23 protein-coding genes are annotated in these 24696 nt (G+C 54.8%); 11 read left to right on the top strand and 12 right to left on the bottom strand.

Annotated elements, in window-relative coordinates; all coding sequences use genetic code 11:
- Positions 1-2 precede the first annotated feature (2 nt).
- The 3 genes from ACQG0S_RS11525 to ACQG0S_RS11515 all read right to left on the bottom strand — a co-directional run bounded on the left by ACQG0S_RS11525 (position 3) and on the right by ACQG0S_RS11515 (position 2739).
- Positions 3-1397, bottom strand: a complete 1395-nt coding sequence (locus ACQG0S_RS11525) for a cytochrome ubiquinol oxidase subunit I (RefSeq protein WP_048966803.1) — start codon at positions 1395-1397, stop codon at positions 3-5.
- A gap of 383 nt (positions 1398-1780) precedes the next feature.
- Positions 1781-2260, bottom strand: a complete 480-nt coding sequence (locus tag ACQG0S_RS11520; RefSeq protein ID WP_075208110.1) for a DUF2778 domain-containing protein — start codon at positions 2258-2260, stop codon at positions 1781-1783.
- Positions 2257-2739: an Hcp family type VI secretion system effector gene (locus ACQG0S_RS11515; RefSeq protein ID WP_048966805.1), complete on the bottom strand. Its 483-nt coding sequence runs from the start codon at positions 2737-2739 to the stop codon at positions 2257-2259. Before ACQG0S_RS11515 ends, ACQG0S_RS11520 begins: the two co-directional genes overlap by 4 nt.
- A 417-nt stretch (positions 2740-3156) precedes the next feature.
- Here ACQG0S_RS11515 and ACQG0S_RS11510 point away from each other — a divergent pair, with 417 nt between their 5' ends.
- The 3 genes from ACQG0S_RS11510 to patD all read left to right on the top strand — a co-directional run bounded on the left by ACQG0S_RS11510 (position 3157) and on the right by patD (position 6416).
- The gene (locus ACQG0S_RS11510) at positions 3157-3345 is read left to right on the top strand and encodes a hypothetical protein (RefSeq protein ID WP_017693360.1); all 189 of its coding nucleotides are present in this window, start codon (positions 3157-3159) and stop codon (positions 3343-3345) included.
- An 82-nt stretch (positions 3346-3427) separates the two neighbouring features.
- Positions 3428-4852 (top strand): PLP-dependent aminotransferase family protein, encoded by a 1425-nt coding sequence (locus ACQG0S_RS11505; RefSeq protein WP_038416126.1) that lies wholly within the window; start codon positions 3428-3430, stop codon positions 4850-4852.
- A 139-nt stretch (positions 4853-4991) separates the two neighbouring features.
- A complete protein-coding gene (patD, locus tag ACQG0S_RS11500; protein ID WP_048966806.1) occupies positions 4992-6416 on the top strand; it encodes an aminobutyraldehyde dehydrogenase in 1425 nt (474 codons plus the stop codon).
- A 35-nt stretch (positions 6417-6451) separates the two neighbouring features.
- On the opposite strand, the gene ACQG0S_RS11495 is transcribed toward patD, so the two are convergent.
- Genes ACQG0S_RS11495 through ACQG0S_RS11485 form a run of 3 tightly spaced genes read right to left on the bottom strand, consistent with a single transcriptional unit; the run spans position 6452 to position 7345 of the window.
- Positions 6452-6634 carry a DUF1869 domain-containing protein gene (locus ACQG0S_RS11495; protein WP_003856955.1) on the bottom strand — a complete coding sequence of 61 codons (183 nt, stop codon included), beginning with the start codon at positions 6632-6634 and terminating at the stop codon, positions 6452-6454.
- A 3-nt stretch (positions 6635-6637) separates the two neighbouring features.
- The gene (locus ACQG0S_RS11490; RefSeq protein ID WP_022648250.1) at positions 6638-6991 is read right to left on the bottom strand and encodes a DUF1971 domain-containing protein; all 354 of its coding nucleotides are present in this window, start codon (positions 6989-6991) and stop codon (positions 6638-6640) included.
- Positions 6992-7018: 27 nt separating this feature from the next.
- Positions 7019-7345, bottom strand: a complete 327-nt coding sequence (locus tag ACQG0S_RS11485; RefSeq protein ID WP_022648249.1) for a DUF1971 domain-containing protein — start codon at positions 7343-7345, stop codon at positions 7019-7021.
- Positions 7346-7588: 243 nt separating this feature from the next.
- Between ACQG0S_RS11485 and ACQG0S_RS11480 the strand changes: the two genes are divergently transcribed.
- Both ACQG0S_RS11480 and ACQG0S_RS11475 read left to right on the top strand, forming a co-directional pair.
- Complete coding sequence (locus ACQG0S_RS11480; RefSeq protein WP_003856960.1) at positions 7589-7762, top strand: GhoT/OrtT family toxin; 174 nt, start codon at positions 7589-7591, stop codon at positions 7760-7762.
- A gap of 86 nt (positions 7763-7848) precedes the next feature.
- Positions 7849-8607: an alpha/beta fold hydrolase gene (locus ACQG0S_RS11475; protein WP_039270671.1), complete on the top strand. Its 759-nt coding sequence runs from the start codon at positions 7849-7851 to the stop codon at positions 8605-8607.
- Between the two features lie 33 nt (positions 8608-8640).
- Here ACQG0S_RS11475 and ACQG0S_RS11470 read toward each other — a convergent pair whose 3' ends face one another.
- From ACQG0S_RS11470 to ACQG0S_RS11460, 3 genes are read right to left on the bottom strand one after another with little or no spacing between them, the layout of a single operon-like run.
- Positions 8641-10815 (bottom strand): virulence factor SrfC family protein, encoded by a 2175-nt coding sequence (locus ACQG0S_RS11470; RefSeq protein ID WP_048966807.1) that lies wholly within the window; start codon positions 10813-10815, stop codon positions 8641-8643.
- Positions 10812-13793: a virulence factor SrfB gene (locus tag ACQG0S_RS11465; RefSeq protein ID WP_048966808.1), complete on the bottom strand. Its 2982-nt coding sequence runs from the start codon at positions 13791-13793 to the stop codon at positions 10812-10814. Before ACQG0S_RS11465 ends, ACQG0S_RS11470 begins: the two co-directional genes overlap by 4 nt.
- Positions 13794-13797: 4 nt before the next feature.
- Complete coding sequence (locus ACQG0S_RS11460) at positions 13798-15135, bottom strand: SrfA family protein (protein WP_169441134.1); 1338 nt, start codon at positions 15133-15135, stop codon at positions 13798-13800.
- Positions 15136-15417: 282 nt separating this feature from the next.
- Between ACQG0S_RS11460 and ACQG0S_RS11455 the strand changes: the two genes are divergently transcribed.
- Both ACQG0S_RS11455 and ACQG0S_RS11450 read left to right on the top strand, forming a co-directional pair.
- Positions 15418-17016 carry an ABC transporter substrate-binding protein gene (locus ACQG0S_RS11455; RefSeq protein WP_169441132.1) on the top strand — a complete coding sequence of 533 codons (1599 nt, stop codon included), beginning with the start codon at positions 15418-15420 and terminating at the stop codon, positions 17014-17016.
- 100 nt (positions 17017-17116) lie between these two features.
- Positions 17117-17350: a YdcY family protein gene (locus ACQG0S_RS11450; RefSeq protein WP_022648243.1), complete on the top strand. Its 234-nt coding sequence runs from the start codon at positions 17117-17119 to the stop codon at positions 17348-17350.
- 3 nt (positions 17351-17353) lie between these two features.
- On the opposite strand, the gene ACQG0S_RS11445 is transcribed toward ACQG0S_RS11450, so the two are convergent.
- Both ACQG0S_RS11445 and ACQG0S_RS11440 read right to left on the bottom strand, forming a co-directional pair.
- The gene (locus tag ACQG0S_RS11445; RefSeq protein WP_169441130.1) at positions 17354-17803 is read right to left on the bottom strand and encodes a DMT family transporter; all 450 of its coding nucleotides are present in this window, start codon (positions 17801-17803) and stop codon (positions 17354-17356) included.
- Positions 17800-18318 carry a GNAT family N-acetyltransferase gene (locus tag ACQG0S_RS11440; RefSeq protein WP_023306282.1) on the bottom strand — a complete coding sequence of 173 codons (519 nt, stop codon included), beginning with the start codon at positions 18316-18318 and terminating at the stop codon, positions 17800-17802. The genes ACQG0S_RS11445 and ACQG0S_RS11440 overlap by 4 nt, the downstream gene beginning before the upstream one ends.
- 148 nt (positions 18319-18466) lie before the next feature.
- Here ACQG0S_RS11440 and ACQG0S_RS11435 point away from each other — a divergent pair, with 148 nt between their 5' ends.
- From ACQG0S_RS11435 to ACQG0S_RS11425, 3 genes are all read left to right on the top strand, one after another.
- Positions 18467-19042: a helix-turn-helix domain-containing protein gene (locus ACQG0S_RS11435; RefSeq protein WP_017382277.1), complete on the top strand. Its 576-nt coding sequence runs from the start codon at positions 18467-18469 to the stop codon at positions 19040-19042.
- Between the two features lie 66 nt (positions 19043-19108).
- Entirely contained in the window at positions 19109-20143 is a 1035-nt protein-coding gene (locus ACQG0S_RS11430; protein WP_048966812.1) for an NADP-dependent oxidoreductase, read from the top strand.
- Positions 20144-20399: 256 nt separating this feature from the next.
- A complete protein-coding gene (locus ACQG0S_RS11425) occupies positions 20400-21068 on the top strand; it encodes a GntR family transcriptional regulator (RefSeq protein WP_022648238.1) in 669 nt (222 codons plus the stop codon).
- Positions 21069-21200: 132 nt separating this feature from the next.
- On the opposite strand, the gene pqqU is transcribed toward ACQG0S_RS11425, so the two are convergent.
- Complete coding sequence (pqqU, locus tag ACQG0S_RS11420) at positions 21201-23318, bottom strand: TonB-dependent receptor PqqU (protein ID WP_426750357.1); 2118 nt, start codon at positions 23316-23318, stop codon at positions 21201-21203.
- Between the two features lie 247 nt (positions 23319-23565).
- Between pqqU and ACQG0S_RS11415 the strand changes: the two genes are divergently transcribed.
- Entirely contained in the window at positions 23566-24627 is a 1062-nt protein-coding gene (locus ACQG0S_RS11415; RefSeq protein ID WP_048966674.1) for a YncE family protein, read from the top strand.
- Positions 24628-24696 lie beyond the last annotated feature (69 nt).

The raw sequence follows: 24696 nt of genomic DNA, 5'->3' as shown, positions 1-24696 counted from the left end.
GGTTACTCCTTAAATTCAGTGGTGACGGCAGAAAGCGGACGAGCAGGGCGGCCATCGGATTCAGTCGCGAAGGATTCATAAGGCTGCGGCCCTTTTTTAATCAGACGCACCATATAGCTGTAACCCACGCCGAACACCGCTGTATAAACCACGAAGAAGGCCAGCAAGCTGATGCTCATGTGCAGATCGCCATGTGCGGAAACCGCATCCTTCGTACGCTGTAGCCCATAGACGATCCAGGGCTGGCGGCCGACCTCCGTTGTTACCCATCCGGCGAGGATCGCGATCAGCCCGGACGGCCCCATCAGCAGGGCAAACCACAGGAAGGAACGTGAGGTGTAGAGGCGCTGTTTATAACGCAGCCAGACCGCCACCATGCCCAGGAAGAGCATCAACATCCCTAAACCGGCCATGATGCGGAAAGACCAAAAGACAATGGTGGCGTTCGGGCGATCGTCTTTTGGGAACTCCTTCAATGCCGGAACTTGTTTATCGAAACTGTGGGTCAGGATAAGGCTGCCGAGAGCGGGAATTTCAAGGCTAAAACGGGTCCGTTCCTGCTCCATATCCGGCCAGCCAAACAGCAGCAACGGAGTAGGCTCACCCGGGGGATTCTCCCAGTGGCCTTCAATGGCGGCTATTTTCGCGGGCTGGTGTTTTAAGGTATTAAGCCCGTGCATATCACCCACCAGTGCCTGAACAGGGGCTACGATCAACGTCATCCACAACGCCATGGAGAGCATGGTGCGAATGGCAGGCGTGTTGTTTCCGCGTAGCAAATGCCAGGCCGCGGAGGCTCCGACAAACAGCGCGCTGCTGAGAAATGCCGCAATCGACATGTGCAGCAGGCGGTAAGGGAAGGAGGGGTTAAACACCACGGCAAACCAGTCCACCGGAACGACCTGACCGTTGATGATTTCATACCCTTGCGGTGTATGCATCCAGCTGTTTGACGAGAGGATCCAGAACGTAGACATGAGGGTCCCCAGTGCCACCATGCAGGTCGAAAAGAAGTGCAGCCCCGGCCCGACCTTATTCCAGCCAAACAACATTACCCCGAGGAACCCCGCCTCAAGGAAGAACGCGGTGAGCACTTCATAGGTCAGCAGAGGGCCGGTAATGCTGCCCGCAAACTGCGAAAACCCGCTCCAGTTGGTGCCAAACTGATAAGCCATCACCAGGCCGGAGACCACGCCCATCCCAAAGTTGACGGCGAAGATCTTCGACCAGAAATGGTACAGCGAACGCCAGACGGGGTTTTTTGTTTTCAGCCACAGCCCTTCCAGCACGGCGAGATAGCTCGCCAGGCCAATGGTTATCGCCGGAAAAATAATATGAAAGGATACGGTAAAGGCGAACTGTATTCGCGCAAGATGAAACGCATCGAAACCAAACATGCAAAACTCCGCAGTGCAAAAAATTCGATGCCATTCTAAGCTTTGCCAGGTCTGGGTTGCAGAGACAGACCGATGTTATTTATCTATAACAGTTTTCTTGACCGTCTATGTGAAACTTGTATCGGGCGGTAATATTACCGCCCATGTTAACGCTCACTTTCGTAACGCCCAAAGGTAGATCAATACGGCGTTAAGCAGAAAGGAAAAAATAAAAAGTAATAATGTGTAGCTTCCACTCCATTCAAGTTCAGTTACAAATCCAAAATGTCTGGTGTAGAGGTGATAAAGCAAAACATCCGGCATGATGTAGCATACCAGCGAATAAATAATGAAAAGCATCAATGTTTCGACCACCCACGTAAGGGCATGTTTTCTTGCATTCATCAATATACCTGTATGGTGCCAAGTGCATTTGATCCAGCAGCGACTTTTATTGTGCCGGACGCCAGTAGTCCATGCATTAATATTCTGAAGTGAGCATGGTTTGGTAATGTGATGCATCCATTACTAATACCGGACTGTCCCGCAGGGTGTAGACGAAAAGATCCTCGCTCAACTCTGTTGATAAAGGTTGTATCGTCAATGTGATTATCATGACGATAAAGAGCAAACCAAAAATCACGGTTCGATCCGCTTTCAAACTCTTTGATAACATCATGCCAGTGGGTAGCTAACCCACCTCGAGGACGTGTAACGATATAATAGAGTCCGGGTGGTAATGGCCCTACCTCAGGCGTTGAAACGGCATCAGGATTGTTTCTGTTGTGACCTGAGTTTCCTGAATATGCGGGGAAAAAACCCAGGCCAGGACAGCTCAGCGTTGAAAGTTGTCCCCCGTTTAAATGAAAAGTACATCGAATCATCTGTCTTTCCATTCATCAGAGAAGAGAATATTCCCGTCGCAATGCTTCCAGATAATCTTTTCGTAGCGAAGTGCGATACTTTCGAGATGGTTATGTTTTTCAGTCGCGGGATTTTTTATATCATGCATGAGTGGGCAGATAGAGACAACTTTCACGTTCTCCAGTAGCATGTTGAAGTATTCGACCTCCTGGCCTGCATTATTGATATGATACCACTTAAACTCAGCGCTTTTTAAGGTTTGTCCTTTTGCTACTGCTTTGTACAAATAGGGGCTTGAGCTGTCGAACTCTTTTTCAAAATTAAGTGGGCTATGAATACGGGTACCTGTGATCTTACCGGTCATGTTGTCGGTAGGGAGATACAGGCCGTGCCCAAAACTCAAAATTTCGATACTTCCCTCACGATTTACAACGTCGACAGAGCCCTTAATATTCGCGCCACCGTCATCTTTTAGCCAGAGGTATGCTGGAATTGCCATCCTATAGTTCCTTTTTTCTGAGGGAATCTGAAAAGTTAATACCTCTGTTGAACCAACCAGGTAGGCATAAAATGCCATATAAAACAATTATATTTCAATGTGTTATGTGTTGGTGCTTCGAAATTGGTTTCTTGAATAATCAATGAAGCTGTAGACAATCTTGAATAAAAAATTTCTTTTTATGATTTTTACGCATTAAACAGCTTGATTTGTCGCCTGCAACATGCGTTAATGGATTTCTGGTTTTGAATCCAAATAAATATCTGACGTAGTTTTATAAAGCAGTTCTCATCACGTTGTGCCTCTCCGCAGCCTCTCTTGGGTCTTTATCTACATTCCGATTAGTTTTGTATCGAACCAACTTTTGCCTGATCGGCTCATGAGTAATTTACGTTTTTACGTTTACAGGAGAATCCTATGACTTCTTATATCCATTTCCGCTGCCCATGCTGTCATGGCTCGCAGTACCGCACCTCAGCTTTTGATGTGTCTGACAAAAATCCGTTCGGCGCAAAATGCATTTTCTGCAAATCGTCGATGATCACGCTCGACCACCTGGCCGCAGCGCGTTCTGCTCAGAATCACATTACTGAGTACCGCAAGTAATCTACCGCGTTTCCCATAACAGTTAGCAAATTCTTCTCTTTTTCTCCTGCTGATATACACTGTCAGCAATAAGGAGAATCTGATGAAAAAATACCAGCGTCTGGCGCAACAAATTATCTCGCAGATTGAGCTTGGCGTATGGTTGCCGGGCGATAAGCTGCCTTCTCTGCGAGAGCAGGTGGCAAGCAGCGGCATGAGTTTCATGACCGTGGGCCACGCGTATCAGATGCTGGAAAGTCAGGGGCGCATTGTTGCCAGACCGCAGTCAGGCTATTACGTTGCCGCCCGTCCGACCACACACCAGCCAGCACCGCCCGCGCAGGTGATGCGCGATGAAGTAGTTGACATCAACACCTATATCTTCGACGTGCTACAGGCCAGCCGCGACCCCTCCGTTGTCCCTTTTGCCTCGGCATTTCCCGATCCGCGCCTATTCCCGCTTCAGCAACTCAACCGCTCGCTGGCTAATGTCAGTAAAACGGCCACGGCCATGAGCGTGATTGAAAACCTGCCGCCGGGAAACGTCGACTTACGTCATGCCATTGCCCGTCGCTACGCTCAGCAGGGGATGAATATCTCCCCGGACGAAATTGTGATCACCGCGGGCGCGCTCGAAGCACTCAACCTTAGTTTGCAGGCTGTCACTGAACCAGGTGACTGGGTTATCGTTGAAAACCCCTGTTTTTATGGCGCACTCCAGGCACTTGAACGTCTGAAACTGAAAGCGCTGTCGGTTGCTACTGACGTGCGTGAGGGCATCGATCTCAGTGCCCTTGAGCAGGCGTTAAATGATTATCCGGTGAAAGCCTGCTGGCTGATGACCAACAGTCAGAACCCGCTCGGCTTCACGCTGAGTGCAGAGAAGAAAGCTCAGCTGGTGGCCTTATTAACCCGGCATAACGTCACGCTGATTGAAGACGATGTTTACAGCGAACTCTACTTTGGCCGCGAAAAGCCGCTTCCGGCAAAGGCCTGGGATAAGCAGGATATGACGTTGCACTGCTCCTCATTCTCCAAGTGTCTGGTGGCCGGTTTCCGTATTGGCTGGGTGGCGGCGGGAAAACATGCGCGCCGTATTCAGCAGTTACAGCTGATGAGTACGTTATCCACCAGCTCCCCCATGCAGCTGGCGCTGGTGGATTACCTGGCGACCAAACGTTACGACGCCCACCTTCGTCGCCTGCGGCGCACGCTTGCTGAACGCAAACAGCAGGCCTGGCAATCGCTTTTGCGCCATATGCCTGCTGGCGTCAAAATCCATCATAACGACAGCGGCTACTTTTTATGGCTGGAACTGCCTGAACAGCTGGATGCGGGGCAGTTGAGTGAAAAGGCATTAACTCATCAAATCAGCATTGCGCCCGGCAAAATGTTTTCCACGTCCAATATCTGGACACCGTTTTTCCGTTTCAATACCTCATGGGGATGGGGCGAGCGGGAGGAGCAGGCGGTCGTCCAGCTGGCGGCGTTAATTCGCGAAATGATGCTGCCCCCAGTCACACCTTGATGAAAATTCCTGAAGCGACATGACGCGCGGTCTACCTTTAGTAAGGGAGTGTGGATTGGTAACGTGACGTTGTCACGCATCGACCCGCCAGAACGTGTGCTGACAGCGAAAACAATGTCGATTTCAACAGGACGATACTATGCAAAATCAACTGCTGATTAATGGTGAACTGGTGACCGGCGAGGGTGAGAAGCAGGCGGTTTACAATCCTGCCACGGGTGAAGTATTGCTGGAGATTGCTGAAGCGTCGGCAGCACAGGTGGACGCTGCCGTCCAGGCTGCCGATCGCGCGTTCACAGAGTGGGGACAAACGACGCCGAAAACGCGCGCCGAATGTCTGTTGAAACTGGCTGATGTGATAGAAGCCAACGCTGACGCGTTCGCAAATCTGGAATCCCTTAACTGCGGGAAACCGCTGCACTGTGTCCAGGGGGACGAGATCCCGGCCGTGGTCGATGTGTTTCGCTTCTTTGCCGGGGCCGCCCGCTGCCTGAATGGGCTGGCTGCCGGAGAATACCTCGAAGGACATACCTCGATGATCCGCCGCGACCCGGTTGGCGTTGTCGCCTCTATCGCGCCCTGGAACTATCCTCTGATGATGGCGGCGTGGAAGCTGGCGCCCGCGCTGGCGGCGGGAAACTGTGTCGTCATCAAGCCGTCTGAAATCACCCCGTTGACGGCGCTGAAGCTGGCGGAACTGGCGAAAGATATCTTCCCGCCAGGCGTGTTGAGCGTGCTGTTTGGTCGCGGCAAAACCGTAGGAGATCCGCTGACCGGTCACGAAAAAGTCCGTATGGTTTCTCTCACCGGCTCTATTGCTACCGGAGAACATATTATCGGGCATACCGCATCTTCAGTTAAACGTACCCATATGGAATTGGGTGGAAAAGCCCCGGTCATTGTCTTTGACGATGCAGATTTGGATGCCGTGGTTGAAGGCGTGCGTACGTTTGGTTTCTACAATGCTGGTCAGGATTGTACCGCAGCCTGTCGTATCTATGCCCAGAAGGGGATTTACTCCGCGCTGGTCGAAAAGCTGGGCGCAGCTGTTACCAGCCTGAAAATGGGCGCGCCGGACGATACATCAACGGAGCTGGGCCCGCTCAGCTCCGCTGCGCATCTTTCTCGCGTTTGCGCTGCCGTGGACGAAGCCAAAGCCCTTGGACATATCCGCGTCGTCACCGGTGGCAGTAAAAGAGAGGGGGCAGGATATTACTTCCAGCCAACGCTGCTGGCCGGGGCGAAGCAGGAAGATGCGATCGTCCAGCGAGAAGTGTTTGGCCCGGTGGTCAGCGTGACGGAATTTGAGGATGAAGCGCAGGTGCTGAGCTGGGCTAACGATTCGCAATACGGCCTGGCCTCGTCCGTCTGGACAAAAGACGTCGGACGCGCCCATCGACTCAGCGCACGGTTGCAGTATGGCTGCACCTGGGTCAATACCCATTTTATGCTGGTGAGCGAAATGCCGCACGGCGGAATGAAATTATCCGGTTACGGCAAAGATATGTCGATCTACGGACTTGAGGATTACACGGTAGTCCGACATGTGATGATCAAACACTAAACCCTCATGCCCGGCGCAGTGCCGGGCGATTCAGCTTACCAGCCACAGACCTCGTGTTCATTTTCCGTATCGTAGGCGCGAACGGTGTTCACCAGATCCTTCACGACATCTGCCGCGACGTCCGGGATCAACAGCTCCATTGGCGCTTCTGTTTCATAATCCACCGACACGCCGTTGCTGTTGTTGGTGACGGTCACGGTATAGGTAGCCTTACCCATTATTTACTCCTTATGCGTGTTGACCACTTTACCGATACCCGCACCGCTGAGCGTGACGGCAGGATCCGCGAAAAAGTCGATATTAAAATACGTGTCGTCGGTCAGTAGCTCAATGCGGTGCCATTTTTGCGGTGGCGAGATGCCAAAAGAACCGGCCTCAATGATCACTTCCAGATCGGGTTCGGTGGCATCGCCATCGGCAAAGCCAAAGTAACGCACCGCACCCTGCATGACGGACAACCGACCGTACACGCCGGCTTTGGTGTTGTGATGGGTAAAAAGCGCTTTTGGGGCGCTCTCTTTATTCCAGAACGGCGTCGAGCGGGTATGAACAAAGTTTTCAGGAATACGTAACATAATAGTTTCCTTCATGTTGTCGGACGCTTAAAGGGACTTAAGCACCTCAGGTTCAACAAAGAATTCAATATTGAACAAGGTATCGTCGGTCATCACCTCAATGTGGTGCCATCTCTCTGGCGGGAAAACGCCAAAACGACCCGCTTCAATGACGAGCTCGCTGTCAGGCTCAGGTGTAAATTCATCAGCATAGCCCAGATAACGCACCGCGCCGCGCATCACCGACAGGCGAGGGTAAACGCCCGGCTGCGTGCCCGTATCAAGGTGACGTTTAAAAATGCCGGCGGGGGCCGTTTCTTTGTTCCAGAAAGGCGTGGAACGGGTGTGAATGCAACTCTGCGGAATGCGTAGCATGTTTCCTCCCTTAAAAGCCTGCTTTTATTAGACTGCTTTCTGCAGGGATGGATTTATCAAAAAGTGCATTTAATTTGCATGTTATCAATAATAACCGTTTTGCTTTACCCGGCGTTGTTACACAAGGTACTCAGTTGTTATTATCATTAATAATTAAGTGGTTATTGTGTAACGAAAAAACTTGATCTGTGTCAACATATGACGCATATTGCGTGCGGTTATTTTTCGGCTCAGGTAAACAGAATGACGTTGTATCAAAAGATGTTGGTTTTCTACGCAATCATGGCCTCCATCTGCGCATTAATTACCTGGTTCCTGTCTAAAGATCGTAAACGTATTCGCCTGTTGAGCGCATTCCTGGTGGGATCTACCTGGCCGATGAGCTTTCCTGTTGCCCTGTTAATCTCTCTTTTCTGAAGCACGCTTCAAGAATCGGCATCCAGACATAGCACTTCATACATTGAGGCTGTATAAATATACAGTCCGTCATACATGGAGTGCTTATGAACAGTTTCTATTCACAGCAAGCAGGCTGCACGGTGCGCTGGCAGGATCTTCCCGGTTTCGGTGACCCGGTTGTGTTTATCCACGGGTTGGGCTGTGCATCGTCGTATGAATATCCTCGTATTGTCTGTGATACCCGTTTTGGGGGGCGCAGAGCCATTCTGATCGATCTCCCCGGTAGCGGTTACAGTGACAAACCTGACAACTACCGTTATCGCACGAGCGAACAGGCGCAGGTGGTGGTTGAACTGTTAAACCATCTCGCCCTGGATAGTCTCTGGCTGTATGGTCATAGCATGGGGGGGAGTATCGCGATCGAAACGGCAGCACTGTTAACGTCGCGCGTTAAGGGCCTGATAGTATCTGAACCCAATTTTCATGCGGGTGGCGGGATGTTCAGCCGAGCAATTGCGGCCCAAACGGAACAACATTTTCTGGAACAGGGCTATGATGACATGCTGCGGGCGGAAACGTCGCCGTGGGCTGGAAGCCTTCAAAGCAATGCCCCCTGGGCCGTCTGGCGCGGCGCAACAAGCCTGGTCGAGGGCGTTAAACCTGACTGGGCACACCTGTTCTTGTCATTGAGCTGCCCGGTAATGTTAGTTTTTGGTGAGCGATCCCTGCCTGATGACGATTTTAATCGCCTGCAACAAAACGGCGTTGCTGTAAAAATTATCCCTGATGCGGGCCATTCAATGTCCTGGGAAAACCCGTCAGCGTTGGCTCAGGCTTTGTCTGGCTTCATAAACGGCTCATGAATGGGTAGCCCGCATTGCTGCGGGCTGCAATGATTAAGACAGCAGGGCAGACAAGGCTTTCCGCGCAGCAGGCTGAACGTCATACGGGCACTGATAATCCACGTTTTCAATCGCGCGGGTGTAGAGCGCAACCAGCCAGTCATAAACATAGGCTGTCGCCGCATGGACAGGCTGCTCGCCAAGTCGGGTAAGACGGGGTGAAGCATTGCTCACAACTGGCGTCACAAAAATTGGCTGACCTTTGCGGATCCGGCTTGCAGGCCGTTCAGAAACGGGCGTCAGTTCATAGCCAAGCCAACTAATGAAATTGCCTGTCGCGGCATGCAGCTGCGCAGCACTGCTTTTATCTGTTTCTGCAATGCGTTGCAGTTGCAGCGGCAGATCCAGCCGGTAGCTGGTAACGATTAACACATCCGCAATCTGCTGTAATACCTCTGGGTCCAGGCCCAGACGGGCGGCGGCCGCGTCGTTGCGACTCCACTGACGAAGATGGTTAACCCACACGTTATGGGCCAGTCGCGCCTTGTCTTTGGTCTGCAACGTGCCTGGATATTCCGGCGTCTCTTCCGCAAACAGATCGATAACGTCGTTAAACAGGCCGTTGACCTGTTCCTCACGGGGCTGGTGAACCGTCAGCAGCGTCTCAAACGCGTTTAACGGCGGCAGAAGCCCCTCAAGCAGTTCACCATGACGAGCGGCGCTGCCTTGCAGCGTTCGGACCATTTTTTCGGCCTCTGCCCGCCCTGCGCCTGGCTCCTGAGTGAGTGGGGCGACGTATGCGCGCATCAGCGTGGTCAGAGACTGTTGCAACAGCCTTTTCAGCGCGTGGAGACGCTTCTGGCGCTGTGCTGGAAGGGTAGCCTGCGACAGCCATTCAATTACCCGCTGCATGCTGTGGGTATCGAGCGCCTGGAGCGTACCCCAGCGCAGACCCGGCTGGCCCAGCAACTGTTGCACCGCTTCGTCCAGATTCTGCTTTGTGGTAAACCGCGCATCGTGAGGGGTAATGGCCCAGACCAGGCCCGGCAACGCGGACTCTTCCACCGGCTGCGTCTCTTTGACCCAGTTTTGCAGGAGCCTGGCCGTTTTTGCCGTCTGCTGGTGGTGGGCCGTCGCATTGCAGATAACCAGGACATCCGGCTGTATGTGCTGACGATAATGCTCCAGCAACCACAGGCATTTTGCCTGCGTCATCAGCGGCGTGTTTTCCTCAGAAATGGCCGGAATATCAATAATATCTACGTTATCCAGAACGCAGTTTTCAACGGGCAGCACCACTTCGCGGGTCAGGCAGGCCAGCACATCGACGGACAGGCTAATGGCATTAAGCAACTCGCCGTTATTTACCGGATGAAGCAATGTTTCCTGCGCTTCCGGCACGGTAAAGGCCCCGTGAGTAAGGAAACCTTCACACGGCAGACCAAAACTGTCCACCAGCAGACTCAACGGCGCCGCAAGCGCGCTGGCATGGCTGGTTTGATGCAGCACCTGGGCGAGTTTAAGCCACTGCTGGGTTAACTCCTGCTGCTCACCCCACAGCAGAGACCAGACGCTGGCGCGGGTGCTGAGATCAAGCGACGGAACCAGCAGGGCAAACTGGTGCCACAGGGCATCATCAATATGCTGCTTAGCGCCGGGTACTACGGTTTGCCAGAACCGGGCAACGGTCGCGACTTCCTGCGCCGTTATTCCCGGCACGCTGTGCGGCTGACGCAGCGTACGCCACTTCTCAAGCCGGGCTTCAATCACCGATTTATCCACCGCACGGATCTGCGGATCCAACGTGGTGCGGGCGATAAACAGCTGTACCAGCTCGGCCTCCGTTACCAGGCTCAGGCGCAGGGGAAACGCGTCGTCTGCGACCTCGCTGGTCGCTCTGGTGAAACGCACGGCCATATTGGTCGGCGCATGCCCGGGGTTAATATGCGAGAAGTAATCAAACGTGCGTTGACCCGGCGTAACGTTCAGCCGTTCGTCGCCGCTGCCGCACAGGGAGGCCAGCAGATGCGCTTTCGCGGCCTGCGAGTGGCCGTATAAGCCGATGCTGCCCTGGCAGACAAGGGCACGTTCGAGGGCCTCTTCACGCGCGCGCGCGGCGTTAAGGCGGGCAAGCAGGGCGTCGGCTTCGTTATCCAGCATCGGGGCGTGCTGTCGCGTCTCGTTGATCCACCCGATTAAGGCCTGAGTGGTGGCAGTCGTCGCAGTCATTTAAGGTATACGCTCCCGCTGTCGATCCAGTAGTGGCTGCCGCTGTGTCGGCGATCGGCCAGAGTATTCAGTTTAAAGGTCAGGGCGTCCGGCGGCACTGGCGTGCCGTCCTGTAGCCAGGCATCACTCAGCTCGAAAGATTCCGGGCCCTCCTGCTTACTGCCGCCACACAGCTTCAGGCGCACGTTCAGTACGCCGTCGCCCGCAATGGCTTTCGCCAGCTCGGCAGAGTTGATGCTCAGGGTATAGAGCGGCGTCGCGGGCCAGCGGGCATTGGCCAGTTGCCGGAAGCCGAGCGTAACGTTGCCGCGCAGCGGGAAGTGCAGACGGGCGTCCAGTTTCGCGCCGAGTTTATCGAGGTCGATATCGTGATACCAGACGTTCTCGTCCCGCAGGGTATTGATGGTGTTATCCAGCACGCCCAGATAGCGCACCGTAGAGTACGCGCCAATATCTGCTGCTTTAAAGTTAAAGCGCGGCAGACGAAGATCCAGCGCCAGACTACAGAGCATCGCACCCACGGCGGCGGTGGATTTCGGGTTGCCGATCCGTCCCTGCTGGCTGAACGGATACCATTCATGAACCTGGTATTTATCCAGCCAGACGATGCGGTTGACGGGCACCGGTTGCAGGTGGCGAATCAAGGCCTGAACGCCTGGCAGACAGCCTGGCCGTCCCGTGATCAGCAGAATATCGCAGCTGTAGTGAGAGATCGCCTCACATACCGCATGCAGCGGGGCGGCAAGCGTGAACTGACCCGCCAGCATCGCGTCCTGCATCTCGCGGAAACTGACGTGCAGCGGGACGCTGAACAGATCAAAGTGTTCTGAGCCGGCAGGCAACGCATGGTCGATCGCCTGCTGGAGATAGTTCATCACGTTGCGGGTCGGTTTTTGCGCAAGCAGATCGCCAAAGGTGGCATGCAGCCCGGCCAGCGGATCGTCAACATCGCTCGATTCCCACGCCGCCAGGATCGCGTGACCGATCGGCATAAAGAGCTGAAGTGCCGTCTGCTGGCGCAGGACCGCCTGGGTATCGATCCGCCCGGAGTCACCGAACAGGGATGCCATCAGCTGGGAGGCATCGGCTATGCCGGATTTCTGAAGCTGGGTTTGCAGGGCGGGCAGAACGTAGCGCTGGATCACGTCCAGCAGCGTGTCGTCGCCAGCGACCTTGAACCCTTCGCGGAACAGCAGTTGCGGGGTGATTTTGACGTTATTACCGGTACCATCGTCTAGCTGATAGTGCGTGATGGCCATATCCGTCGTGCCGCCGCCGATATCAATCGAGGCCACGCGCAGAGCGCGCCCCGGCTGGACGCCAGGCTCAGGCGCGCGATCCGGACGGGCAAGAGAGGCGAAAAAGGCCTCGGTCTGGCCACCGAAGTGGGAAATGGCTTCGTTATACAGCCACACCAGCTGGCCGCAGCTGGCCTCGTCCCACTCCATCTGGATCTCAGGGACCGGCACCACGCTTTTTTCCTGCTGTTTGCGGCTGGCAAAATCTTCATCCTGCGGATGCCAGCCCATCGCTTTCCAGACGATGGCGATGGCTTCGAACATGCGGCGCCGGAAAATCTCGCGCTCCTGTTTCGGCATCGCCGAAGGCAGGGTAAGGATCAGCGTTCGCAGCTGGCGGGGAGAGGCCGGGAAGCCGAGCCGCAATCGGGTGGCTACGCTGTTAATCTGGCCAAGCGCCTGAGCCAGCAGCTCGCAGAGCATGTGCGTCATCAGGGTGCTGCGGCTGTACTGCGGCGAGAACACCGGCAGGCGCTCATCCTGCGGCAGCGTAAAGAGCGGTTCCCCGTCGTCGTTCATCAGGTTCATCAGCGGAAACGCGGTTGCCAGCGGTTCGCGCTGAGTTTTGCTGTTCATCTGGCTAAAGCGCCAGTCCTGCACCACCGGCGTCTCGTCCCACAGGTAGCGACGCGGGCTGGAGATACCGCTGTTGCCTTCCGTGCCCAGACGCTGCATCGCCAGCTTACGCGCTTCATCACCCACGCGGACAATCGACGGCCAGACGAACGCATCCTCCCGGCCGCTTTCCACCGAGAAGTGCTGCTTGCCAAAACGCGCTTCGGAAAATTCAAGACGGCTGGTAAAAAGCGGCTCATTCAGGAACTGCGGCTCACTCAGGGAACGCACCTGGAGTTCAGCTGTCTGGCGCAGGCCGTCGTTGGCATCACCATGATCTTCAATAATCACACCGCAGGTGTGGGTGTTGCCTACGTCAAGGATCAGATCGACAGGAATGGCAGGGGTGCTCAGGGTATGGGTGACAAACTTCACTTCCGGCACGGTGAGTTGTTCACCGAGCATGGAGAGCAGGTTGAGCCAGTGCGCCTGATATTCAAAGCTGCGCATGGCCTGATGCAGCTCGCGCTCGGCGCGTTTTTCAACCCCGTCAGCATATTGTGTGAAGGCTTCACGCAGCCAGCCGTCAATCCAGGTCTGGTCGAGGAAACTCTCAACCTCACTGTCGCGCCAGGCGAGGGCGAAACGCGTGCCGTTAAGAATGTCGTTTTCAACCGGCGACAGGGCAGACGTCGCATACTCCGCAATCTGGCTGTCGAGCGCGACGGTGACCCGGTGCGTATTGCCAGCCGCGTCGGGCGTGGACAGCTTCCGTACCTGGACGCGCGCCCAGTTATCGGGGCCATCAACAAACGTCCGCGGCGGGTTAAAGCGCAGGAAAGGAAGCGGCAACCAGACACCGTCCAGCACGGTCAGGGAGTCATGCAGTGGAATGGTGCTTTCAGGCTTGACCACTTCCGGCTTCCCGCCATCGGTGGCAGGCAGCGTGTACCGGCCGTTGACCAGGTCAAAATCCAGGCGCAGCAGCGGGCCATTTGCCGTTTTACGCACGAAACGCCCGTTGCTGGCGGTGTCCTGCGGAGTCAGGCCAAAATCGAGAAACTGTACGCCGCTGTTAGCAATCAGCGTCACGCTCTGTTTATAGTCGCAAAGATTAACCAGCATAGGATCAGACACCTGCTTTCTTGAACGTCAGAGGAACGACGGTGTTGGCATCGTAACGTGCGGTGCATTCCGCCACGTCGCTGGCACCTGCCTTACAGGTCACTTCCGGCATCGGATAGCGTGAACCGTCGGTGCAACGAGCGTTTCCGCGCGTTTTGATCAACAGCTCGCCGTTGCTGTGTAATCCGGAAAAGACGTCTACCCGGCAGACAACGTTGTCGCCATGCACGACCCGGGCGAAACCTTTATTGTTCTGGATCTGGTAGCGCAGAGACGGCGGTTTGCCGGTGAGCGGATCCTGCACATCGAGAAACGCGCGCCAGGTGCCGTTCAGGAAGCGCGTTAACCCCGCTTTGACCTGGTTTGCCTCCATCACCATCGCATCTTTCGGTATCGCGGTAATGACCACCGGTTCGGCTGCCGGGGCAGGCGTCTTCACCTTGGGCTCTACCACTTCTGCCTGGTGCAGCGGGAGTTTCAGCTCAAGCGGCTCAACCGTCTTCACGGGGGCCGGAGCAATGGCGACAGATGCTGGCGCTGATGAGGTAACTGGCGCTGCGGTCGGGGCCTGTTTTGGCCAGAGCAGCGGCGTGGCAATGGCTGCAATAATGACGGCGGCAACCGGCAGCAACCACAGGGGGGAGCGACGTTTTTTCTGCCCCACCGATGGTGCGGGCTCTGACGGCACGGTGTTCATGCGCACCGGCTCTGGCGTATACAGCTCATCTTCGGTGATACGGACGGTAGCCACAGGCGTGATAAGCGGCGCGTCGGCCTGCTCGAAGGTCACAACCGGGGCCGGTTCTGGCTCAGGTTCAGGTTCAGGTTCGTTAATCATCACGGGTTCAGGTTCAGGGACCAACGATTCGCGCAGGCAGTCCAGCACGTCGTCGCGCGCGTTTTCGTTAAGATTGACGAAACCCCAGAAGCAGATCACCGGTTTGCCATCCACCAGGAAAACAAAGTTTTCACCGGGAAACTGGAACGCTTTAGAGAGCAGAGATCCAAACAGTTGCTGCGCCGTTTTCGGTGACTGAAGGCATTTTTTACTCAGCGACTCCATGCTGGCGAGCGTGTTTTCCAGATAGCGCAGGGCGCGAAAACGATCGTCTTCATCCGCCGCCTTCCAGCTGGAGACGGTTCCCTCAACCGGGGAGTACCAGTCAACGCGATCGCCGCCGTCATTGACCTGAGGAATGGCCAGGCAATCGACGATAGCCTGCTGTTTGCGCAACCGAAGCGCTTCGCGGATTTGCAGCGCTGATTCAAAAACGGCCTGTCCGCCGCCGCCAACGGCCTGAAAATCATCCAGATTACCGCTGCGTAAAAGTGTTTTTGCCACGATTTGGTCCTGTAGACTTCTTCACGCCATTACTTTAGCGAATCAGGTAAGCAAGCAAACGGCGGAGGAGACGACAAAAGGGACGATTTCTTGCGGCATTGATCGTGACGGTTGTGCTTGACGAATAATGGACCTTAAGGCAAATCGGTTTCTGCGGGCTGATGTTAAAACCAGCGAAATGTACGGCTTTAGAATAACCTGATAGTGATTCGTTATTTGTCAGGCCAAAACGTCTGTGCTGTTATTACTGTTCACTATAATAAAACCGAAAGGGTAATAACCATGTTTACAGGGAAAACCATGCTCGCCCTCGCGCTGAGCGCGCTGCTACCGGCAAGCGCCGCATGGGCGGCAAACAAAGACACCATTATCTACTGCTCCGAGGCGTCGCCGGAGTCGTTTAACCCGCAGATCGCCAGCTCTGGCCCCTCGTTTGTTGCCAGCTCGCAAACGCTGTATAACCGTCTGATTAACTTCGACCCGGTAAAAAACACGCCGGTGCCTTCTCTTGCGGAGTCGTGGACCATTTCGCCAGACGGCAAAACATACACGTTTACCCTGCGTAAAGGGGTGAAATTCAACAGCAATAAATACTTCAAACCGACCCGTGATTTTAACGCTGATGACGTTATTTTCTCCGTTATGCGTCAGAAAGACCCTAAGCATCCCTATCACAATGTTTCCCAAGGTAATTACGAATACTTTAATGACGTGGGCCTCGACAAGCTCATTCAGGATGTGAAAAAGATCGACGATTATCACGTTCAGTTCACGCTGAGCGAACCCAACGCGGCTTTCCTGGCCGACTGGGGAATGGACTTCGCCTCGATCCTCTCTGCCGAGTACGCGGACGCGATGCTGAAAAAGGGCACGCCTGAAAATGTAGACACCTGGCCAATCGGCACCGGGCCGTATGTGCTTCAGCAGTACAAGGTGGATTCGCTGATCCGCTACGTCGCCAATCCGAACTACTGGGACGGTGAGGTGCCGACCAAACACCTGATCTTCTCCATCACGCCAAACGTTGAGACGCGTCTGGCGAAGCTGCAAACGAACGAGTGTCAGATCATTCCTGCGCCGTCGCCGGTGCAGTTTGAAGCGATCAAGAAAAACAAAGACCTGACGCTGCACTCGGTGGATGCGCTGAATGTGGGGTACCTGGCGTTCAACACAGAGAAAAAACCGTTTGATAACGTGCTGGTGCGCCAGGCTCTGAATTACGCGACGGACAAAAAGGCCATTGTGAACGCGGTCTTTATGGGGTCTGGTACGGTCGCTAAATCGCCGATCCCGCCGAACATGCTCGGCTTTAACAAAGATCTGAAGGATTACGGCTACGATCCGGAAAAAGCGAAAGCGCTGCTGAAGCAGGCGGGTCTGGAGAAAGGCGCGGAAGTGACCCTCTGGTCCATGCCGGTTCAGCGCCCGTACAACCCGAACTCCCGACGCATTGCAGAGATGATCCAGGCTGACTGGGCGAAGGTGGGCGTGAAGGCGAAAATCGTCTCTTACGAGTGGGGGGAATATCTCTCCGGCATGCGCAAAGGCGAGCATGATTCCGCGCTGTTCGGCTGGATGTCTGATAACGGCGATCCGGACAACTTCGCCGATGTGCTACTGGGTTGTAACAGCATCAAAACCGGATCTAACGCCGCGCGCTGGTGTGATAAGGGGTATGATGAGCTGGTGCAAAAGGCCAAACTGACCAGCAACCCGGACGAACGTGCGAAGCTGTATGGTCAGGCACAGGAGATTTTCTACCAGCAGGCACCGTGGATTGCGTTAGCTAACGGCAAAACGTTCTACGCGACCCGCAGCAATGTGACCGGGTACAGCGTAAGCCTGATGGGCAGCGATTTCTCGAAAGCGAAGCTGAACTGATCGTATTTTGCCGGGTGGCGGCTATGCCTTACCCGGCCTACGGGTGTCAAATGTAGGCCCGGTAAGCGTAGCGCCACCGGGCACGTGAAAAGGAGTGACAATGTCACATTTAAATGATGTTATCGCCCGCGTCGATGCCACCATCGAAGAGAGCGTAATTACTCACATGAACGAACTGCTGATCGAATTAAGCGATGATGCAGAGCTCAGCCGTGAAGATCGCTATACCCAGCAGCAGCGCCTGCGCACCGCGATTGCGCATCATGGTAAGCAGCATAAAGAAGAGGCGGAGGCACGCCATGCCCACCTCACCCAGGGCGGGACTATCCTGTAAGGGTTAAAACTGGCGCCGCGCCACCAGCCAGGCGCCGACCACCAGCATCACTGCGCCGCAGACCGGGCCAACCAGCGCGCGCAGGGGAACGCCGTCGCTCTTGAGGATGTCCATCACCAGACCGCCAATCAGCTGGCTTGCCACCAGGACGGCAATGGTCGTTGCCGCGCCCACATTCTGATAGCCGCTAATACTGGCAAAGACAAAAAAAGACCCCAGCAGGCCGGGGATCAACGTCCACCAGCGCACCGTTGACGCCAGTTCGTTAAACCCCGCCAGGCCATTTTTCACCAGCAAAATGCTGACAAACAGCACAATCCCCACCAGCGAGTTCAGCAGCATGGCGATAAGAATGGTGGAGGAAGATTGCGTAATGCGCACCATCAGGGTGTTTTGCACCACCAGCCCAATCCCGGCGGCTACCAGAAACGCTAACGTCAACGATTGATTCATGGCAGAGCATCCGGATCGCTGCGCTCATCAAGCTGGAGCTGCATAAAGGTTAAGTCCAGCCAGCGACCGAATTTGGTTCCCACCTGCGGCATATTGCCGGTGGTAATAAAGCCAAGGGTTTCGTGCAGATGAATTGACGCCTGGTTCTGCGCCTCAATACCGGCAACCATCACGTGTTTACCGATCTGGCGGGCTTCCTTGATTAACTCCGTCATCAGCAGCCGGCCAATGCCTTTGCCCTGATGTTCGGGATGAACGTACACCGAGTGCTCCACCGTGTGGCGAAATCCGTCGAACGCTCTCCAGTCGCCAAATGAGGCGTATCCCGTCACCACTCCGTCTTCTTCACTGACCAGCACTGGATAACCCGACAGAGTACGCGCCTCAAACCATGCGATACGGTTATCGGTGTCGACAGTTTTATCATTCCAGATGGCGGCGGTGTGCAGCACCGCATGGTTATAAATTTCACCGATAGCGGCACAATCTTCTTTGCAGGCATGACGAACAATCATGGGTAACCTCTGGCTGTGTTGTTCACTATAGTAGTACGATTTACTCACAATATTACACAGTTCTTATATTGCATCGCTACGACAAAATCCCTATTTTTTTGTCACAAAACTGCCCCGAAAAACCATCCGTACACTATAGTATGACGTCATGAATACAATGACAGACAATATGAATCAACGCATTAGCGCCCGCATACGCCTTGAACGCGAGTCGCGGGGCTGGTCATTAAGCGAACTGGCCGAACGGGCAGGTATCTCACGCGCCATGATCCACAAGATTGAACGGGGAGACAGTAGCCCAACGGCGACGCTGCTTGCGCGGTTATCCGGTGCCTTCGGTATTAGCATGTCTACGCTTATTGCGCGCGCGGAAATGCAGGAGGGCAAACTGTTACGTCTGGCGAACCAGCCCGTCTGGCGCGATCCGCAAACCCACTATTTGCGTCGCCATGTGTCGCCGCGCAGCGATATGCCTATCGACCTCGTCCAGGTGGAGCTACCCGCAGGTAGCGATGTGCCGATGCCCGCCTCCTCTTATGCGCTGGCACGACAGCTGATTTGGTTGCAGGCAGGTGAACTGGTCTTTCTGGAGGGGGATACTCGCCATGAAATGAAGGCCGGAGATTGTCTGGAACTCGGACCCCCGAACGACTGCCGGTTTATCAACGAAACGGATGAATCGTGCCTTTATCTGGTCGTGCGGCTTAATCAGTCCGGCTCATAATGCACAGGCGATCCGCAGGATAACGTGCCAGACTTGAATGACATTTTCAGCAGTAAGGAGCGATGAATGAGTCAATCTACTACGCAAAACCGACGCTGGGTACTGGCTTCCCGTCCACACGGCGCGCCGGTTGCCGATAATTTCCGCCTGGAAGAGCAGCCGATCCCCGCGCCCGCAGAGGGGCAGGTGTTATTACGCACCGTATGGCTCTCGCTTGATCCGTACATGCGAGGCCGTATGAGCGATGCGCCATCCTATTCACCTCCGGTCGAGATTGGCGCGGTGATGGTGGGCGGCACGGTAAGCCGCGTCGAGACCTCCCGTCATCCGGATTATAAAGAGGGTGAATGGGTTCTGGGTTACAGCGGCTGGCAGGAGTATGAACTATCCGACGGGCAGGGGCTGGTTAAGTTGGGTGAAAACCCGTCGCATCCTTCATGGGCACTCGGCGTGCTAGGGATGCCGGGCTTCACCGCGTATATGGGGCTGCTCGATATCGGCCAGCCTCAGGCAGGGGAAACCCTTGTCGTGGCGGCGGCCACGGGGCCGGTCGGCGCAACGGTGGGGCAGATCGGTAAAATCAAAGGATGCCGGGTCATCGGCGTGGCTGGCGGGGAGGAGAAATGCCGTCATGCGGTCGACGTGCTCGGTTTCGATACCTGTCTGGATCACCATGCGGATGATTTTGACGAACAACTGGCAAAAGCCTGCCCGCAGGGCATTGATGTGTATTACGAAAACGTCGGCGGTAAAGTCTTTGACGCCGTGCTGCCGCTCTTGAATACCTCCGCGCGCGTGCCGGTTTGCGGACTGGTCAGCGGCTACAATGCGACCAACCTGCCGGAGGGTCCGGACCGCTTACCGCTACTGATGGGGACCATCCTGAAAAAACGCATCCGTATGCAGGGTTTTATTATCGCGCAGGACTATGGTCATCGTATTGACGAGTTCCAGCAGGAAATGGGCCGCTGGGTGCAGGAAGGCAAAATTCACTATCGCGAGCAGGTTACGGAAGGGCTGGACGCGGCGCCGGACGCCCTGATTGGCCTGCTTGAGGGGAAAAACTTCGGCAAGGTTGTGATCCGCGTGGCGGCCGACTAAACAGAGCATCGGTTATGGCGGGCAGTGTCCGCCATAATTATTTGTGAAGATACGATATATTGTCTTTAATTAATCCATAAGCTTTGCGCGCCTCGGCCCAGCTGAGCCAGAAGTAAAAAATGCAATATTATTTGAACGATTTTAATATTACGCGCGCCCCTCATACCAGGCATGACGATACAGGATATATCTAACCGGCGATGTTTTTTTAAACAGACGCTGAAAATGGCATTTTGTTTGGCTACGGGAATTAAACATGCTTGATTTGGAACATATGGAAAAAGCACAAAGAATCAGTCTGACTTTGCAAGTAGAGAACAGTTTAAAGGGAGCATTAATTACGGGCTCATTAAAACCTGGGGCTCGACTCGTTACAAAAGAGATTGCGGATAAATTGGGCACCAGTATCACACCGGTGCGCGAAGCCCTGCTGCGCCTGGTGTCGGCGGGGGCATTACAGGCCACGCCAGCGCAGGCGTTTTTGGTGCCAGAAGTGACGCTGGAACGCTATAACGAAATTAACGCCATCAGAAAGCAGCTTGAACCGATGGCCGTTGCGGCGGCGTGCCAGAATATGACCGAGACCAAACTGGATGCGTTACGCGCGCTGTCAGATAACTTCAGTGCCGCCATGCATCAGGGCGATGTACAGAAAGCGATCCATGCCAACCGCGTGTTCCGGTTCACGCTCTATCAGTATGCCGAGATGCCGACCCTTCACTCGCTGATTGAGCAGCTCTGGGTACGGATTGGTCCGTGCATTCACTATCTGCATGAAGAGTTAAGCGAGGTTCCCGCAGCGACCTATCATTATGACGATCTGCTTTCTGCGCTTGAGCAAAGGGATGTGACGGCCAGCCGGGAAGCGATCGACAAAGCCATTGATGAAGCCAATATTCTTCTGCAACGGCAATACTACAGTTAAGGATCCCTCTGGCGCACTTATTTGTTTATTTGTATCAAACGTCCTTGATTATATTCCCGGCGCATCAGGCAACCGGGAATGATGTTATTTTGCTTATTTTTTTACCGGCAACGTGCGCTGCCGGAGAATGGTTTACTCAAAACGATAAGAGACCGACAGGCCCACGCCATAGTTACGACCAGGGGCAGGTTCGTAATAGCGGTTGTAGCCAGCGTTAACAATCTCTGAACCGGCGTACTCTTTATCGAACAGGTTATCGACGCGACCAAAGACGTCCATTCCCCATTTGCCGTAGTTGAGTTTATAGCCGGTATTCAGGCCCACAACGGTATAAGAGGGCGCTTTAGCGGTGTTGGTATCGTTGGCCATGACATCGCTCATGTAGCGGGCATCTGCCCCCGCGTACCAGCCTTCCTCAGGCTCCCAGCCAAACGACGCATATCCCATGTTACGGGCGATCCCTGGCATCCGGTTGCCGCTACAGTCTGCATTGCTACAGACGTTGGTGCGGTAGGTGGCATCAAGATAGGTCCACGCCATCTTCAGCTTCCAGTTCTCGGCAAACTGCTGGTCGAGCGCAATTTCCACACCCTGACGGCGCGTTTTCCCCGCGTTTTTATAAGTCGTGCGACCATCCTTGCTTTCGTCCACCACGATCTCATTGTCGGTATCCGTGCGGAACAGCGCCGCCGTCAGGATGCCATTGCCGATGCGGGTTTTGCTGCCAATCTCATAGGTGTTGTTGGTGGACGGTTGCAGGTTCATATTGAGGCCACCATTGCCATCAGAACGGTAGGAAAGTTCGTTGATGGTCGGCGTCTCAAATCCCCGTCCTGCCGCGGCATACAGGTTCCATGCGTCGGTCACGGCGTATTTCACCGCACCTGCCGGGAGCCATTTGTGGTAGCTGGCGTCGCCGCTGTCATCACCGTTTTGCGGGGTAATGTAACGATCGTTGGAGTCAAACCAGACGGAGCTATAACGTACGCCCGCCTCAAAGGACAGTTTTTGCGTTAGCTGCCACTGGGTTTGCAGGTAGGGATCCAGGTTCCACATCAGATTGCGTTCGTCACGGCGTTTATTACCCTTCACGCCATAATCTGGCACGTCGTTGCCCATCACGAAGTTCTCATACCCGCGACGATTTTCGCTCATGTTTTCGTAGTTCAACCCGGTGGTAAATGTCACCGGAACCAGCAGCTCACCGCGGTGGGTCCAGCGCGTATCAATACCCTGATAGTGACGCTGCATATCAATCACACCGCCCGAATGCGCAGGATTCTCGCGCTGAGTGGACGCCGGAATGGACTGGTACTGAGTCATTTCACGCTCACCGGCATACATCATCACGCTGAGGTCGTCCTGTTCGCTCAGCTGACGGTCGTAGCGGATCCCGGCCTGGGTCTGCTTAATGGTCTTACGCGTGTTGTACTGATCGCCACGTGGTGACTGGCGCGGGTTATTCTGCCACTCCTGATAGCTCAGTCCGCCTGGATCGTTGGCTTTCATGTCCACGCTGTTAAAAATCAGCGTCAGCTTGCTGACATCATTAATGCGCACGCCCAGTTTCGCGTTGGCGAGGTTTTTGCGCGCGCCGCTGTGGTCGCGATAGCCATGGGTGGTAAAACGGGTAGTGGATACGGCGTAATCCAAATCGCCCGCCTGAGTACCATCACCCACCGCCCCGGTGGCCTTCATACCGTAACGCCAGGTGCCGTAGCTGCCGTAATAGCTGCTGGCTTCAATGGTGGCTGGCTGTTGTCCGGTCTGGGTGTTGATGTTGATCACGCCGCCGGAGGCATTACCGTACAGGGCAGAGAAGGGGCCGCGCAGCACGTCGACGCTCTCTATGCTGTTGAGGTCAATGTTTGATGTCTGCCCCTGGCCGTCGGGCATGGTTGCCGGAATGCCGTCCACGTACATGCGGATCCCGCGTACGCCGAAGGTTGAGCGCGCGCCGAATCCGCGAACGGAAAGTTGCAGATCCTGAGCATAGTTCTGGCGGTTCTGGATTTGCAGGCCAGGTACGCTCCCAAGGGATTCAGAAAGGTTGATGCGCGGTGTGGCATGTCGCATATCCTCGCCGCTCACCACGCTGACTGCGGCCGGGGTGTCCAGTTCTGAGACGGTTTGCGGCGTGGCGCTGACGATCATGGTCTGTTCATCCGCGGCCATCGCACTCAGCGGGCCAAAAATGACGGGAACGAACAACAGGGGTAGTGATGCCTTATGGGCAGTAATAATTTTCATGGAGTAAGCCGGTTAAGAAAAATTTCGAACCAAATCAACTGGAACCTGTGTATATATGTTAAATCCTTTGTAAATGTTATGAAAACTATAACCGCACATTTCGTGAATGTAAGGTTTTGCAGGAAAGAAATACTCCACATTCAACTCATTAATGATTACTATTCTCATTAAAATAACGGCAAAGCGATGACTTTGCCCGCCGGAAGCGATGTCAGCGGTAAATCTCCTCATTTAAAAAGGAATTGTTATGTCTTTACGTCATCTGTGCTCGCCGCGCCTGCGTGGGTCTCTGCTGTTGGGCTCTTTACTGTTTGCCGGTACGTTCCAGGTTCATGCCGCTGAAGAGATGCTGCGCAAAGCGGTCGGCAAGGGCGCGTATGAAATGGCCGTCAGCCAGCAGGAAAACGCGCTGTGGGTTGCGACGTCACAAAGCCGCAAAACCGATAAGGGCGGCGTGGTCTATCGTCTGGATCCGGTCACGCTGGAAGTGACGCAGGCGATTCATAACGATCTCAAGCCGTTTGGCGCCACGATCGATAACGCCACCCAGACGCTGTGGTTCGGTAACACCGTCAACAGTGCCGTGACGGCGATTGACGCCAAAACGAGCGAGGTGAAAGGGCGCCTGGTGCTGGACGATCGCAAACGTAGCGACACGGTGAAGCCGCTTCAGCCGCGCCAGCTGGTGGCCGATGACACGACCAATACGGTATACATTACCGGCATCGGCAAGGAGAGCGTGATCTGGGTTGTTGATGGCGCAACGCTGAAGCTGAAGGACACCATCACGAACACCGGCACGTTCAGCACCGGACTGGCGCTGGATGCGAAGGCAAAACGCCTGTATACCACCAATGCGGACGGTGAGCTGGTGACCATTGATACCGCGACCAACAAAATCCTCAGCCGTAAGAAAGTACAGGAAGACGGAAAAGAGCACTTCTACCTGAACCTGAGCCTGGACACTGGCGGCCAGCGTGCGTTTGTGACGGATTCAAAACAGCCTGAAGTGCTGGTGGTGAATTTGAAAGATGGCAGCGTAATGCAGAAAATCGCCGCGCCAGAATCGCTGGCCGTACTGTTTAACCCGGCGCGTAACGAAGCCTATGTGACGCACCGCGAGGCGGGCAAGGTGAGCGTGATTGACGCCAAAACTTACAAAGTGACCAAAACCTTCGATACGCCGGTTTACCCGAACAGCCTGGCGCTGTCTGCGGACGGTAAAACGCTGTACGTGACGGTGAAACAGAAGTCTACCCGTCAGCAGGAAGCCACTCAGCCTGACGATGTGATTCGTATCGCGCTTTAAGGTAGGAATTGCCCGGTGGCGCTGCGCTTACCGGGCCTGGAAAACAATGAAATGCAGGCCGGGTAAGGC

It is taken from the genome of Enterobacter cloacae complex sp. 418I7 (assembly GCF_050030705.1).
In the GTDB taxonomy this organism is placed as follows: domain Bacteria; phylum Pseudomonadota; class Gammaproteobacteria; order Enterobacterales; family Enterobacteriaceae; genus Enterobacter; species Enterobacter intestinihominis.
The sequence above is the reverse complement of the archived record's forward strand: the minus strand, read 5'-3'. Positions and strand labels throughout refer to the sequence as shown.